This is a genomic window from Afipia sp. OHSU_II-C1, from assembly GCF_000497575.1.
Classification (GTDB): domain Bacteria; phylum Pseudomonadota; class Alphaproteobacteria; order Rhizobiales; family Xanthobacteraceae; genus Afipia.
Map to the genome: position 1 here is coordinate 66,914 of NZ_APJI01000025.1, position 13,288 is coordinate 80,201.

Consider the following 13,288-nt stretch of genomic DNA (forward strand, 5'->3'; position numbering starts at 1 on the left):
TTTGAGTAAATTGCAAGTTGGGAGCAACGTTGATGGAAGCTGCGCTTTCGATTGCCCGTACAGTGGAGCCGGATCTCGTGTCGCTGGGATGGTTCTCCATTCTTTGGCTAGCCTGTTGTCTAAGCGGGCTGACAATTTCCGGCATGCTGCCCTTAGGTGTGCGAGCAAACAATCTCTCGACCCCGAGCGGAACTGGCCTGGTGGTCGTGAACATCTTCTTGCTCTTCTTACTACTCGCAGGAACGGCTTTGTTTGCTGCGCTTACCCTTCGCGTGTCGAGCATCATTCTTATGGCAAGTTGGATATTCCTCTTTGTGCCGGCCATCCTTGATGTGTTTCCCGAGCGTTGGATCGACAGCCGCGGTGGATTGACGGTCTTGCTCTGCGTTCAAGCAGTCGCGCTGGTGATGCTTTGTCGATCCTCTTCTGTCGTAGCTACGCTGTCGATGATTTGAGCGAGGAATAAGATCATGATGGCCAAAATAAAGTCTGTGATTTCGATTCTTGTTCTCGCTGTTGCTTGCGGTATCGCAGCTTACGACTATCGCATCGGACTAATTGCACCGGCTTTGGTATCCGTGGGGGTTGGCCTGTTCGTGGTTTTTGCCATTTGGGTCTTTCCCGATGTCAAACCGAAAAGTCAGGTCAACAAATAGGAACGTTGCGTTAGTGAGAAAACGCGTTACGGCGTCACCGAGAAATAGGAACTTCTAATGAAGCTGACGGGCAAGACTTTTCTTATTTCCGGCGCGGCGAGCGGCCTTGGTGAGAGCGCCGCCCGCCTTATGGCGCGCAAAGGAGCTAACATTGTTATCGGCGACATACTCGATGAAGACGCTTCGCGAGTTGCTCAGTCGATCATTTCTGATGGTGGATCTGCGTCGGTCTTTCATCTCGATGTTTGCAATGAACCGGATTGGATCGGTGCGGCGAATTTCGCTGTATCCAGCTATGGCAGGCTCGACGGGCTTGTTAGCAATGCGGGGATCAGCGGGATGATTCCGGATGTCATGGATACGGAATATTTTGATCGTCTCCTTGCGATCCATGCTCGTGGAACGTTCCTTGGCATCAAACATTCAGCACCGGCCATTGCCCAGGCTGGCGGTGGATCAATCGTTGCCGTCTCATCCATCGCGGGAAAGGTTGGCGCGGATTACGTCCACATGGGATACAATGCGGCAAAGGCGGCAATACTTCTTCTCGTGAAGTCAGCATCGGGATACTACGCGAAGGATAACATCCGCTCGAACGCGGTTATTCCCGGGTGGATGCCGCCGATGCGCACATCTGTTGCATCTGCCGACCCGGAGTTGCGTCCAAAGCTTCTGAAGTCGGTCCCGTTAGGGCGCACTGGTCTCTTTCCCGAAGTCGCTGAAGCCATCGCTTTCCTGTCATCCGATGAAGCTTCGTACATTAACGGCGTCGAACTTCCGGTGGATGGCGGGTTTCTGGCATATCGAGCATTTTCATGACGGTTGTGAGCGGTTGTCGCGATAGGTGCGTGTATGTGCGGCCTGTGCTCGATACCCGTGCAAAGGCTTGAAGGGCAAGGACATGAGTATTTTCAAGGGAACGAGATCGATTGACGGAGTGCGCGTGACGGTCGATGGGCAGCCGCTGGATCACGTTCTCCATATCAGGACTTATGGCAGCGGCTTCTTTGAATGGAGTTACGAAGGCGATGAGCCAATGCAATTGTCTTTGGCAATACTGAACGAATATTACGGCGATCAACAGAAGGCGTTGTCGATGACCGAGAGGTTCATGAAAGAGATCGTCGCGAATTTCGACAACGACTGGGTGATGACAAGCGAGGACATTCGAACTGCATTGTTGCAGATGCATCCTATTTCAACCGATGCTTCGGTACGTTGATATGTGCGAAAGCTGGGGTGGTCGTTCACGTCTTGGCTGCAAAATCGTCTCGCGCCTGCCTATCGCAGTGCAAGGGAAGCATTGGGGCGTCGAGCACCGGCACGGTGGATAAGAACAGGCTCGCAATCACCTCGATGGACATGCGGCAAAAATACCGGGATCGCACGCCGGTAGTGCAGAAACGATAAGATTGGACAAGCTTTCAAAATATGACTGCAAGAGCGCGAAAAGCGCCGCGACGGTCAACGGGGGATATCAATTGTCGGATTTTTCTAAGCCAGACTCTGCAGGCTTGAACGTCAGCCATTTGTCGCTTGCGTTCGGCGGGCTGAAGGCGCTGTCGGATGTTGCCTTCTCTGTAGCGCCGGGCGCGATCACGGCGGTGATCGGGCCGAATGGCGCCGGCAAGACATCGCTATTCAACTGCATATCTGGCTTTTACAAACCTTCGGAAGGCAAGATTGAATTCGGCGGCGAAGACATTACTCGGCTGCATCCGCCGGCGCGGGCCAAGATGGGCCTGGCACGCACGTTCCAGAACATCGCGCTGTTTCGCGGCATGACGGTGCTGGACAACATCAAGCTCGGCCGTCACGCGCACATGCAGACGAACGTGTTCGATGCGCTGTGGTACTTCGGTCGCGCCAGGCATGAGGAGCTTGAACTGCGTTCCGAGCTCGAGCGGCGCGTGCTTGATTTCCTCGAGATGGAGTACATCCGCGATCATCCCGTCGCGTCGCTATCCTATGGCTTGCGCAAGCGCGTCGAACTTGCTCGCGCGCTTGCGATGCAGCCGCGCGTGCTGATGCTCGATGAGCCGGTGGCGGGCATGAATCGCGAAGAGACAGAAGATATGGCGCGTTTCATCCTCGACGCGAAGGAGGAGTGGGGGGTGACCGTCCTGATGGTCGAACATGACATGGGCCTCGTGATGGATATCTCGGACCACGTTGTCGTGCTGAATTTCGGTCAGGTGATCGCGGCCGGAAAACCCGCGGAGATTCAGAACAACCCGGACGTGATCACGGCCTATCTCGGGTCCGGCGATGTCGGAGAATTGTCGCGGCGTATCGCTTGCAAGAAGGCAGTATGATGGACTGGCTCTTTCTCATCGAGGTTGTTCTGTCGGGTCTGGGATCAGGTGCGTTGTTTGCCCTGACAGGCATCGCCTTTGTGCTGATCTACAAAGCGACGAAGGTGATCAATCTCGCTGTCGGCGAGATGTTGATGCTGTGCGCCTATTTCTTCTTCGGTCTGACCACCGCGCTGGTCCTACCTGTGTGGCTCGCGATTATACTGACCGTGATCGGTGGCGGTGTTCTTGGCGGCGTGGTGGAGCGGGCGCTCATACGGCCGATGCTTGGTGAAAGTCCGATCTCGGTGTTTATGGTGACGGTCGGTTTGAGCTCGGTGTTGATTGGCTTTGTTGAACTCGTCTGGGGTGGAGATCCCAGAACACTGCCTAATTTCCTCCCGACAAAACCAGTGTTCATTGGCGATGCTTATGTATCGCCGAAGATAGCGGTATGCTTCGTCGTCGCTTCGTTGCTCATAGCTGGTTTTCTCTTGGTCTTTCGCAAATGGCGCGGCGGCGTGGCGCTGCGCGCCACCGCTGCTGATCAGGGGGCAGCGTTTTCATGCGGCATCAACGTTCCAGCGGTGTTCTCGATTTCGTGGATTGTCGCGGGGATGGCGACGGCTGTATCGGGGATCCTCATTGGCTCGGTCGGTGGTATCTCGCCGAGCATGGGCGTGTTCGGATTAACGGTTCTCGTCGCGGTAATTGTTGGCGGGCTCGACTCGATTGCCGGGGTGCTTGTGGCTGGCCTGGCGATCGGTGTCATTGAAGCGCTCGTCGGTACGTATCTTGGCGGCGAATTCAAGCTCTTCGTCACTTTTGTTACTCTTATCATTGCCATGATGATCCGGCCCTACGGATTGTTTGGCACAATCGAGATCGAGCGACTCTGATGCGTATAAGCGCCGCCCACGAAACTTATGCCCAGGCAGAGTCGTTTTTGGATACCAATGTGCAGCGCGTGATGCTGCTGTTGCTGTTCGCAGGGCTGGTGGTGTTTCCGTTCTTGGCTGACCAGTACTGGATTTATCTTGCGTGTCTCGTCGCAATCCATATCGTCGGTACAACTGGTCTCAACATTCTCACAGGCTATACCGGACTCATAAGCGTGGGCCAAGCGGCCTTCATGTCGGTCGGAGCCTATACGGTCGCGATCCTCGAGATCCATGTAGGTACGCCCTTTATCTTCAATTTGATTGCAGCTGGAGTAGTCGCCGCGGGTGTCGGCGCGATCTTCGGGGTCCCAAGCCTTCGCGTAAAAGGCCTTTACCTGGCTATTGCGACCATCGCGGCATCATTCATTCTGCATTTCCTATACACGAACGGACCGTCGATCCTTGGAGGTACGCAGGGGCTCAGCATGCCGCCGGCGCGGTTGTTCGAATACGATTTCGTGCGTCCGTTCCAGTTGTACTGGCTGTTCGTGCCACTGACCGCACTATCGGTGTTCGCCGCAGCCAACCTGTTCCGGACCCGTATCGGCCGCGCCTTCATTGCGATCCGCGACCGCGATATTTCCGCTGAAGTGCTGGGAATTCCTCTGCTGAAATACAAGCTGCTTTCCTTTGCGCTCTCGTCCTTTTACGCCGGTATTGCTGGCGGGATGTGGGCCTATTTCTTTCGCGTGGTTACGCCGGAAAGCTTTCCGTTGATCTATTCGATATTCTTCCTCGCCGCCGTCATCGTCGGCGGCATGGGCACGATCCTTGGCGGCATCCTTGGTGCGATCTTCATGACCGTGATCCCGGAGCTTCTCAAGCTCTTGGTTTCATACATGACCTTCATTCCGAACGCGACAGCACAGCTGTCGCCAATTCGCACAATCGTTTTCGGCTTGCTCATCGTTGTGTTTCTGTTGTTTGAACCGCAGGGCCTCGCCGAGACCTGGCGCCGCATACGGCGCTTCTTCCATCTATGGCCGTTCAAAAAGTAGTATGTAGGGAGAAAATAATGAGTATTTTTCCAACGCGCCGGAAATTGATGTCGTATGCAGCCGCCGGCTGTCTTGCTCTCGGAATCCAAACGTCGGCACGCGCTGCCGATGATATTGTCATCGGCGCATCGATGCCCCTGACCGGCGCATTCGGCTTCGCAGGTATTCCGATCAATGTCGGGTTTCAGGATTATGTGAAGATCGCTAACGACGCTGGCGGCATCGGGGGGCGCAAGATTAAATATATTTCGGAAGACACTGGATACGCGGTCGACAAATCCATCGCTGCGTTCAACCGCATCACCGCCAGCGAGAAGGTGAATCTCTACTATGGCGATTCCACGGGGTTTTCCAAGACCATCAACGCCGAACTCAATCGCCGTGACAATATCCTTATGGCCGGCACATCTTTCGCGACTGAGTTGAACGATACGAAGAATTTTCCGTATCAGTTCATCCCTGGCCCCGATTATTCACAAATGATCGGTATTCTCTTGGAATATATCGCCAAAACGACGCCCGGCGCCAAAATTGTTCTCGTCAACTCAGATACCGAATTCGGTCGGGATCCTATTGCGGCGACAGAGAAGCGGGCGGCGGAATTGGGTCTAAAAATTGTCGGTAAGATAGCAACACCGCCGACCAGCGTCGATGTGTCGACCGAAGTCTTAAAGCTGCGCCGGGCGGATCCCGACTACACGATCTTTCACGGCTATGTTCTTGCGCCGTTGCCGGAATTCATGACGCAGATGAAGCAACTGGGCCTTAAGAGCAAGTTCATGGGCACGTTCTGGTCGATGGACAATTCCATCTGGGCCAATTCTGCTGCGGTCGCCGACGGCTACATGGGTGTGATGCCATATCGCTATTATTTCGACACGGAAGGAAAGTCGCCGACACTCGACAAAATCCGGCAGCTCCGCCCCGAGTATCAGACGATATACTATACCCAGGGTTTTCTCACCGCGATGCTGATGGTCGAAGCCGCAAAGCGTACACTAGATGCCAAGAAGGATCTCACCGCGACCAACATGAAGACCGCGTTGAATTCGATCAAGGACTTCGATACCGGCGGCATCATCGGCGTACCAATCTCGATCTCTGGTAACACCATTCCTGTCGGTCGCGTCTATCAGTACGACGGCGCGAACAAAACCATGAAGCCGGTCTCCGACTGGATCAAGATTGCAAAGTGACGATAATGGACGCGGATGCGCTTCTCTCAGTAAATAATATCGAGGTCGTTTATAACAAGACGATCCAGGTGCTCCGCGGCCTGTCGCTGAAGATCGACAAGGGAGCGGTGGTCGCGTTGCTTGGCTCCAACGGAGCTGGCAAATCGACCACGCTCAAAGCTGTCTCCAATCTTCTTGAACTGGAAGGCGGCAACGTCACGACCGGCGAGATCCTGTTTAAGGGCGATGCCGTCTCGCGTCTCGCCCCGCATCAATTGGTGCAGAGTGGGCTGTTTCATGTGATGGAAGGACGCCGAGTTTTCGAAGACCTGACGGTCGAGGAGAATCTTACTGCGGCGACCTACGCAATGTCAGGGCGCAGCGACGCGAAGACTCCTTTCGATCTCGTCTACACTTATTTTCCGCGTTTGTTCGAGCGGCGAACCGGGCGCGCCGGTTACCTATCCGGCGGCGAGCAACAGATGCTGGCCATCGGCCGCGCGCTAATCGCTCAACCAGAACTCATGCTGCTCGATGAACCGTCGCTCGGCCTGTCGCCGAAACTGGTGGAGGAAATTTTCACGATCATCGCTCGCATCAACCGCGAGCAGGGCGTCTCGATGCTTTTGGTCGAGCAGAATGCGGCCGTCGCCTTCGCTGTCTCGACCTACGGGTACATCATGGAGTCGGGAAGGATCGTAACAGACGGCCCCACGGCGCAGCTTCTGCGCGATCAGGACGTTCGAGAATTTTATCTCGGCGTTGGGGCGGCGAACGCGGAGACCAAGGGCTTTCGCGGTATCAAACACTACAAGCGCCGCAAGCGCTGGCTGTCCTAGGATTGTGAACGAGGATCGAATGAGCGACAGGTTTCCCCAACTGACGCTGCCGCAAATGCTGCGCGAGAACGCGCGCCGCTATCCGGAGCGCGTGGCGATCCGTCAAAAGGAGTTCGGGATCTGGAATCCTTCGACCTGGCAGCGCTATTACCAGCGGGCTTGCCATGTCGGCCTCGGCTTTCGCGCGCTCGGCCTCAACGAGGGCGGTCACGTCGCCATTCTGTCCGAGAACCGGATCGAATGGGTGCTGGCGCAACTTGGCGCAAACATCGTCGATGGGATCGCGGTCGGTGTTTATCCGACCAGCCCGTCGAACGAAGTTGCTTATGTGCTGGCGCATTCCGAATCCGAGGTCATCGTCTGCGAGGATCAGGAGCAGGTCGACAAGGTTCTGGAGCGCCGCGATGAACTGCCAAAGTTGCGGCGGATCATCGTCATTGAGACCAAGGGCATCAGGGACTATCCGCCCGATCAGGTGATGTCGTTCGATGCGCTCGAAGCGCTGGGGGCCGATTTCGAAGCCGGCCACGCAGCTTTGGTCGATGGAATTGTTGATCGGCAACAACTCTCGCAGATCGGACTGATCATCTACACGTCCGGCTCCACCGGGAAGCCCAAGGGCGCGATGCTGAGCTACAAGAACATTCGGGCGCAGGCGATCGGTTGCGCCGATCGGCTGGCTGTCGACCAATCCGCAAGCGTTCTGTCATACTTGCCGCTGTGTCATGTCGCCGAGCAGATGACGACAGTGATGGTCCCGACGTATCTGGCCTCGCTGGTCAACTTCGGAGAGTCAATTCGGACCGTGCAGGAGGATCTGCGAGAGGTTGCGCCGAGCATGTTCCTCGGTGTGCCGCGCATCTGGGAAAAGCTGCATTCGTCGATCCATATCAAGCTGCTGGAGGCGGGGAGTATCCGGCGCGCGATGTTCGAGCGGGCCTATGCTGCTTGCGAGCCCTTTGCGGAGAAGAACGCGGCCGACCGAACGTTGTCTGAAAAGCTCAAGTTTGCGCTGTCGTACTGGCTGATCTTCCGCGCGCTGCAGAACTTCATCGGGCTGCGAAAGACCCGCATTGCCATGACCGGTGCCGCGCCGATCTCACCTGCGATCGTGCATTTCTTCCGCGCCATCGGCGTGCCACTGATCGAGGTCTACGGTTTGACGGAAAGTTCGGGCATCGCGCTGGGGCAGGTGCTGTCGGACCGGCGAGTGGGGACCGTGGGCAGCGGCATTGATCGGATGGACACAAAGCTCGGACAGTCGAACGAGTTGCTCATTCGCGGCGATACGGTGTTTGAAGGTTACTATCGCAACGAAGAAGCGACCCGCATGTCGATCCGCGATGGATGGCTGCACACCGGAGATGTCGCGGAATTCAAGGATGGCCATTTCCGTATCGTGGATAGGCTCAAGGATATCATGATTACGGCGGGCGGAAAGAATCTGAGTCCGTCGGAAATCGAGAACACGGTGAAGTCCAGCCCGTTCATCAAGGAGTGCATCGTTATTGGTGAGGCGCGCAAGTATGTCTCAGCGCTGATCCAGATCGACTATGATCTCGCCGGGAAGTGGGCCGAGGAAAAAGGCATCGCCTATACGAATTTCAAGAATCTCACCGAAAACGAAAGCTTGCGCGATCTGATCCAGTCGGAGATCAACACTGCCAATGCGCAGCTTGCGCAAGTATCGCAGATCCGGAAGTTTCATCTGCTGACGAAGGAACTGGATCATGACGATGACGAAGTCACAGCGACAATGAAGGTTCGTCGCTTCAATGTTCAGAAGAAGTACGCTTCAGAGATCGAGGGTCTCTATAGCCGACATGGTTCATGAACGGCCTCAACCTTCCATAGCTCGGCTCATTCGGCGTTGTGAATGATCACCGAAACCATCGTGTATAGACAAATAGAGTACGGGTCTCGTCCGTTTCGGGCGTCCGACCTGTCGGACAATCAGGGAGTCAGGCTATGAGCGGCCATCAGGGCCAATACAGCACTGGTCTGGACAAGAATGCCGCCAACTATGTGCCGATGTCGCCGCTTAGCTTCCTTGCTCGCAGCGCCGCCGTCTATCCGGATCACGTTAGCACGGTCTACGAGGATCGCAGCTTCACCTGGGCGCAGACCTATGAGCGCTGCAAGCGCTTCGCGTCGTTTCTTGCTGCGCGCGGCATCCAGCGTGGCGACACCGTCGCGGCCATGCTGCCGAACATTCCGGCGATGAATGAGGTTCACTTCGCCGTGCCCATGGCCGGTGGAGTCCTCAACGCGCTCAATATCCGGCTCGATGCGGCGTCCATCGCATTCCAGCTCGACCATGGCGGCGCAAAGGTCATTCTGGTCGATCCCGAGTTTACCGGCGTGATCTCAGATGCGCTCGGTCTGATGAAGGGTCCAAGGCCGCTGGTGATCGATGTCGACGACACGGCATTTACCGGCGGCAAGCGCATCGGCGAACTCGAGTACGAGGCGGCAGTTGCGTCCGGCGACCCGGACTTCGCCTGGCATCAGCCGCAGGACGAATGGGACGCCATTGCGCTCGGCTACACGTCCGGAACAACGGGCAATCCCAAGGGCGTCGTCACGCATTATCGCGGCGCCTATCTCAACGCCGTCAGCAACATCCTCGCGGGCAATCTCGGTACGCATCCGATCTATCTCTGGACGTTGCCGATGTTTCATTGCAACGGCTGGTGCTTTCCGTGGACCATCGCCGCGTCGGCCGGGATCAACGTCTGCTTGCGCAAGGTCGATCCGGCCAAGATTTTCGAGCTGATCAAGGCCCACGGCGTGACCCACATGTGCGGCGCGCCGATCGTCTACAACACGCTGATCAATGCGCCGGGCGCGCCCAAGGGCAAGTCGGCGAAGCCCGTCGTAGGACTGATTGCGGGCGCGGCGCCGCCGGTAGCCGTGCTTGAGGGCGCCGAGAGCATCGGCATCAAGCTGACCCATGTCTACGGTCTCACAGAGGTCTATGGCCCCGCCTCTGTTTGCGCCGAACAGCCCGGCTGGGATGATTTGCCGGCAGATCAGCGCGCCCAGCTGAAGCGCCGGCAGGGCGTGCCCTATCCGCTTCAGGAAGCCGTCACGGTGCTCGATCCAGAAACGATGCGCGAGGTGCCGCGCGATGGCGAAACCATCGGCGAGGTCATGTTCCGTGGCAACATTGTCATGAAAGGTTATTTGAAGAACGAGGCGGCGACCAAAGAAGCCTTCGAAGGCGGGTGGTTTCACACCGGCGATCTCGGTGTCCTTGATGAGTTCGGCTACGTGATCATCAAGGATCGTTCCAAGGACATCATCATTTCAGGCGGTGAAAATATCTCGTCCGTCGAAGTCGAGGACGTTCTTTACAAGCATCCAGCGGTGCTGTTCGCCGCCGTGGTCGCCAAGCCTGATCCGAAATGGGGCGAGGTGCCCTGCGCGTTCGTTGAGTTGAAGGACGGCGCGAGCGCCACGGAAGCTGAAATTCTGGCTTACTGCAAAGGCGTGTTGCCGGGCTTCAAATCACCGAAATCCGTGATATTCGGCTTCATCCCGAAGACATCGACCGGCAAGATCCAGAAGTTCGCCCTGCGCAATCAGGTGAATTCGGCGAAGGCGATTTTGGCGTAGTGTCTGTGCCGCAATTTGCGAGCTTGGGTGGGTGTAATTCAGGTTTTGCTTCTATCGGTATGGCTTTCGGCGGCCTTGCCTCAGGTAAATTATTTGGCGCCTTTCACTCTCGTGGGGGCGCGTGCAATCGGAGCAGCGCACTCACACTCATCGCTTGGATATCGACCACCGGCACCAGAAGCCTACGTCTGGCCAGCACCAAAGGAGATAGTCAAAATGCAATCTCTAAACTAACATTCCAATCGGACCACTCGGTGGGGGCCGGTCAGTTTACGGAAAGGCTGGACGCGCATTGACCGCCACCGATCCTGCGCCGTCCGAAATGTTCGAGACAATTATCAATCTGAAGCCGAAGGAGGAATGGCGGCCCGGCGTGACCATCGACAGCCTGACCGCCGAGATGGATCGCGCGCTGCAATTCCCCGGCGTCTCTAACGCCTGGACCATGCCGATCAAGGCGTGCATCGACATGCTGTCGACCGGCATCCGAACGCCGGTCGGAGTCAAGGTGATCGGCACCGATCTGGCTGAGATCGACAAGCTGGCCAAGCAGATTGAGCAGGTTTTGAAGACTGTGCCTGGGACATCGTCGGCGTACGCCGAGCGTCGGATAGGCGGATATTATCTCGATATCACACCAGACCGGGCTGCTTTGGCGCGCTACGGCATCATGATTCAGGACGTCCACGACGTGATCGGGACCGCGCTTGACGGCCAGACCGTGACCACAACGGTGGAGGGACGGCAACGCTTTAGCGTTAACATGCGATACTTGCGCGATTTGCGCGACAGTCCGCAGGCTATCGCCAACGATGTTCTGGTGCCGATGCCGGCCGGCGGCGCGGTACCCCTCGGGGAGGTCGCCAAGGTTGCGCCGTCGCGCGGCCCGACATCGATCCGCACCGAGAACGGGCAATTGGCCGTCTATATCTATGTCGATATCCACGACCGCGACCTTGGCGGCTACGTGTCGGATGCCCAGCAGGCGGTGAACGCGAGCATCCAATTCCCGCCGGGATCCTATGTGGTGTGGAGCGGGCAATTCGAATATCTCGAGCGCGCGACCGCTCGCCTGAAGATGGTGGTGCCGGTAACGCTGCTGATCATTTTTCTTCTGCTGTACCTTAACTTCCGCTCGGTCACGGATACGATGATCGTCATGTTGTCGCTGTCATTCGCGCTGGTCGGCGGAATCTGGCTCATGTGATGGCTGGGCTTCAATTTGTCGGTGGCGGTCGTTGTCGGTTTCATCGCGCTGGCGGGCGTCGCCGCCGAAACCGGGGTCGTGATGCTGATCTACCTCAACCAGGCGTTGGCTGAGATCAAAGCGCGGCGTGATGCGGAGGGCCGCGAGATGACCCAACACGATCTCTACACCGCCGTCATGGAAGGCGCGGTGGAACGGGTGCGACCGAAAATGATGACGGTCGTGGCCATCATGGCGGGGCTGCTGCCGATCATGTGGAGCACTGGCACCCGCTCCGAGATCATGCAGCGCATCGCCGTGCCGATGATCGGCGGCATGAGGGGATTCGCTGTTCCCGCTGTAGAATTCCCTGATCTCTAAGATTTATTCCCTGTTAGTTTGGTTAGGGAATTCTCAAAAATCATTGCGGCACAGCGGTTTCAGCTTTAAGAGTCGCCTGCTCGAGCAGGGAAATCGCAGATTTCCCTGTAAAATTCCCTGTTAGCAGGGAATTCAAGCTGAGACGGGTGCGATCACCACTGCGTCACCAGCCAGCCAGTCCGGATTTCAGAGAATTTCTTTTCTAAGCGTGAGAAAGGCCCGCCAATAGCGGGCTTTTTATAGGCGTTGATTCTCTACGGAAGTCGGAATCGAACCGTCACCTTCCGAAATTAGCCGGCTTTCTCTGGCAAATCATTGAATAATTCCCGTTTTCAAGAGTCGCGTGCAAGAGACCGGAGAATAAAACCACTGCGTGGTCGCCGCGCAGTCGTGTTAGCTCCGATATGGAGCAACTGATCTGATCGATTGTTATCGTAGCATTCCAGCAAGAGCGCAGCGACCTACGCGGGTTTATCGACGCCTGTTCGAAGCATGACCAAAATCTGCTTTGCGATCGATGCCGGCGTATCGCGATCCTTCTTGTACCAGAACAACGACCAAGAGAGCGCACCAATCAACGTGAGGCGCAGGTAGCGCTTGTCGACCTTGGGACGCAGCGGGAGTTCCTCGATCAGATCCGTGAAGATCTTTTCGTATTCATCGCGCAGGGAAATGACCCTAGCCTTGATGCTTTCCGGATAGTGCCAGGGAGGCATCACGAACAGGACCTGATTTGCGCGCCGCCAGTCGAGCAGACCGGTAATATGCGCAATGCAAGCTGTTTCCATCCGCTGCCAGGGATCGGTTTTCAGGGCGATGGCATCGGTCACGCGGTTGAGCAGTTCCACTCCGCCTTTCTCCCAGACGGCCCAGAGCAACTCTTCCTTCGAGTCGAAATGATAGTACATCGACGCGGGCTGCATTTCGGCGGCGGCCGCGATGTCGCGCATCGACGCTCCGTCGAATCCCTGCTTGTTAAAGAGCGCCTCGGCGACAGAAATTATTCTCTCCCGCGCCTGCTCGCCCTTTGTCAGCTTCTGCTTTTCACCTGGCATCTTGTTGCTCGGTTTGGCTTTTTTGGCCTTGGCCAGTGTCGTCGACGCCATTGAGGAACCCTTCTTCTTAGTGCTTGATTTTCTAACGATCGTTCGATAATAAAAAATCTAACACTCGTTCGATAATAATAGTAACTTCAGATGA

Annotated in this window: 12 protein-coding genes and 1 pseudogene; 12 read left to right on the forward strand and 1 reads right to left on the reverse strand. The window is 56.4% G+C overall.

Going from position 1 to position 13,288, the window contains the following annotated elements; translation table 11 throughout:
- Nucleotides 1-32 precede the first annotated feature (32 nt).
- The 12 genes and pseudogenes from I554_RS0123875 to I554_RS25845 all read left to right on the forward strand — a co-directional run.
- Entirely contained in the window at nt 33-455 is a 423-nt protein-coding gene (locus I554_RS0123875) for a hypothetical protein (protein ID WP_006019205.1), read from the forward strand.
- Between the two features lie 15 nt (nt 456-470).
- On the forward strand, nt 471-656 hold the full coding sequence (locus tag I554_RS0123880; RefSeq protein ID WP_006019206.1) for a hypothetical protein: 186 nt from the start codon (nt 471-473) through the stop codon (nt 654-656).
- Between the two features lie 57 nt (nt 657-713).
- Complete coding sequence (locus tag I554_RS0123885; protein WP_024577339.1) at nt 714-1,475, forward strand: SDR family oxidoreductase; 762 nt, start codon at nt 714-716, stop codon at nt 1,473-1,475.
- A gap of 82 nt (nt 1,476-1,557) precedes the next feature.
- Nucleotides 1,558-1,878, forward strand: coding sequence for a DUF6166 domain-containing protein (locus I554_RS0123890; protein WP_024577338.1), 321 nt, complete (start codon nt 1,558-1,560; stop codon nt 1,876-1,878).
- A gap of 292 nt (nt 1,879-2,170) precedes the next feature.
- Nucleotides 2,171-2,971, forward strand: coding sequence for an ABC transporter ATP-binding protein (locus I554_RS0123900; RefSeq protein WP_152527726.1), 801 nt, complete (start codon nt 2,171-2,173; stop codon nt 2,969-2,971).
- Nucleotides 2,968-3,849 (forward strand): branched-chain amino acid ABC transporter permease, encoded by an 882-nt coding sequence (locus I554_RS0123905; protein WP_244432843.1) that lies wholly within the window; start codon nt 2,968-2,970, stop codon nt 3,847-3,849. Before I554_RS0123900 ends, I554_RS0123905 begins: the two co-directional genes overlap by 4 nt.
- Nucleotides 3,850-3,896: 47 nt before the next feature.
- On the forward strand, nt 3,897-4,889 hold the full coding sequence (locus tag I554_RS0123910; protein WP_244432844.1) for a branched-chain amino acid ABC transporter permease: 993 nt from the start codon (nt 3,897-3,899) through the stop codon (nt 4,887-4,889).
- The gene (locus tag I554_RS0123915) at nt 4,871-6,085 is read left to right on the forward strand and encodes an ABC transporter substrate-binding protein (protein WP_244432845.1); all 1,215 of its coding nucleotides are present in this window, start codon (nt 4,871-4,873) and stop codon (nt 6,083-6,085) included. Before I554_RS0123910 ends, I554_RS0123915 begins: the two co-directional genes overlap by 19 nt.
- A gap of 5 nt (nt 6,086-6,090) precedes the next feature.
- Complete coding sequence (locus I554_RS0123920; RefSeq protein ID WP_024577334.1) at nt 6,091-6,903, forward strand: ABC transporter ATP-binding protein; 813 nt, start codon at nt 6,091-6,093, stop codon at nt 6,901-6,903.
- Between the two features lie 19 nt (nt 6,904-6,922).
- Nucleotides 6,923-8,737 carry an AMP-binding protein gene (locus I554_RS0123925; protein WP_024577333.1) on the forward strand — a complete coding sequence of 605 codons (1,815 nt, stop codon included), beginning with the start codon at nt 6,923-6,925 and terminating at the stop codon, nt 8,735-8,737.
- A gap of 134 nt (nt 8,738-8,871) precedes the next feature.
- On the forward strand, nt 8,872-10,521 hold the full coding sequence (locus tag I554_RS0123930; RefSeq protein ID WP_024577332.1) for an acyl-CoA synthetase: 1,650 nt from the start codon (nt 8,872-8,874) through the stop codon (nt 10,519-10,521).
- Nucleotides 10,522-10,786: 265 nt separating this feature from the next.
- A pseudogene (locus I554_RS25845) lies at nt 10,787-12,046 on the forward strand (efflux RND transporter permease subunit); the annotation flags it as partial.
- Nucleotides 12,047-12,549: 503 nt separating this feature from the next.
- On the opposite strand, the gene I554_RS0123945 reads toward I554_RS25845, so the two are convergent.
- Nucleotides 12,550-13,194: a TetR/AcrR family transcriptional regulator gene (locus I554_RS0123945; protein ID WP_024577329.1), complete on the reverse strand. Its 645-nt coding sequence runs from the start codon at nt 13,192-13,194 to the stop codon at nt 12,550-12,552.
- Nucleotides 13,195-13,288: the final 94 nt, after the last annotated feature.

Excerpts from the sequence above, each read along its gene's own strand:
- I554_RS0123905 (WP_244432843.1), top strand. The coding sequence starts at position 2,968 with ATGATGGACTGGCTCTTTCTCATCGAGGTTGTTCTGTCGGGTCTGGGA.
- I554_RS0123880 (WP_006019206.1), top strand. The coding sequence starts at position 471 with ATGATGGCCAAAATAAAGTCTGTGATTTCGATTCTTGTTCTCGCTGTT.
- I554_RS0123915 (WP_244432845.1), top strand. The coding sequence starts at position 4,871 with ATGGCCGTTCAAAAAGTAGTATGTAGGGAGAAAATAATGAGTATTTTT.
- I554_RS0123890 (WP_024577338.1), top strand. The coding sequence starts at position 1,558 with ATGAGTATTTTCAAGGGAACGAGATCGATTGACGGAGTGCGCGTGACG.
- I554_RS0123925 (WP_024577333.1), top strand. The coding sequence starts at position 6,923 with ATGAGCGACAGGTTTCCCCAACTGACGCTGCCGCAAATGCTGCGCGAG.
- I554_RS0123945 (WP_024577329.1), bottom strand. The coding sequence starts at position 13,194 with ATGGCGTCGACGACACTGGCCAAGGCCAAAAAAGCCAAACCGAGCAAC.
- I554_RS0123885 (WP_024577339.1), top strand. The coding sequence starts at position 714 with ATGAAGCTGACGGGCAAGACTTTTCTTATTTCCGGCGCGGCGAGCGGC.
- I554_RS0123920 (WP_024577334.1), top strand. The coding sequence starts at position 6,091 with ATGGACGCGGATGCGCTTCTCTCAGTAAATAATATCGAGGTCGTTTAT.
- I554_RS0123930 (WP_024577332.1), top strand. The coding sequence starts at position 8,872 with ATGAGCGGCCATCAGGGCCAATACAGCACTGGTCTGGACAAGAATGCC.
- I554_RS0123875 (WP_006019205.1), top strand. The coding sequence starts at position 33 with ATGGAAGCTGCGCTTTCGATTGCCCGTACAGTGGAGCCGGATCTCGTG.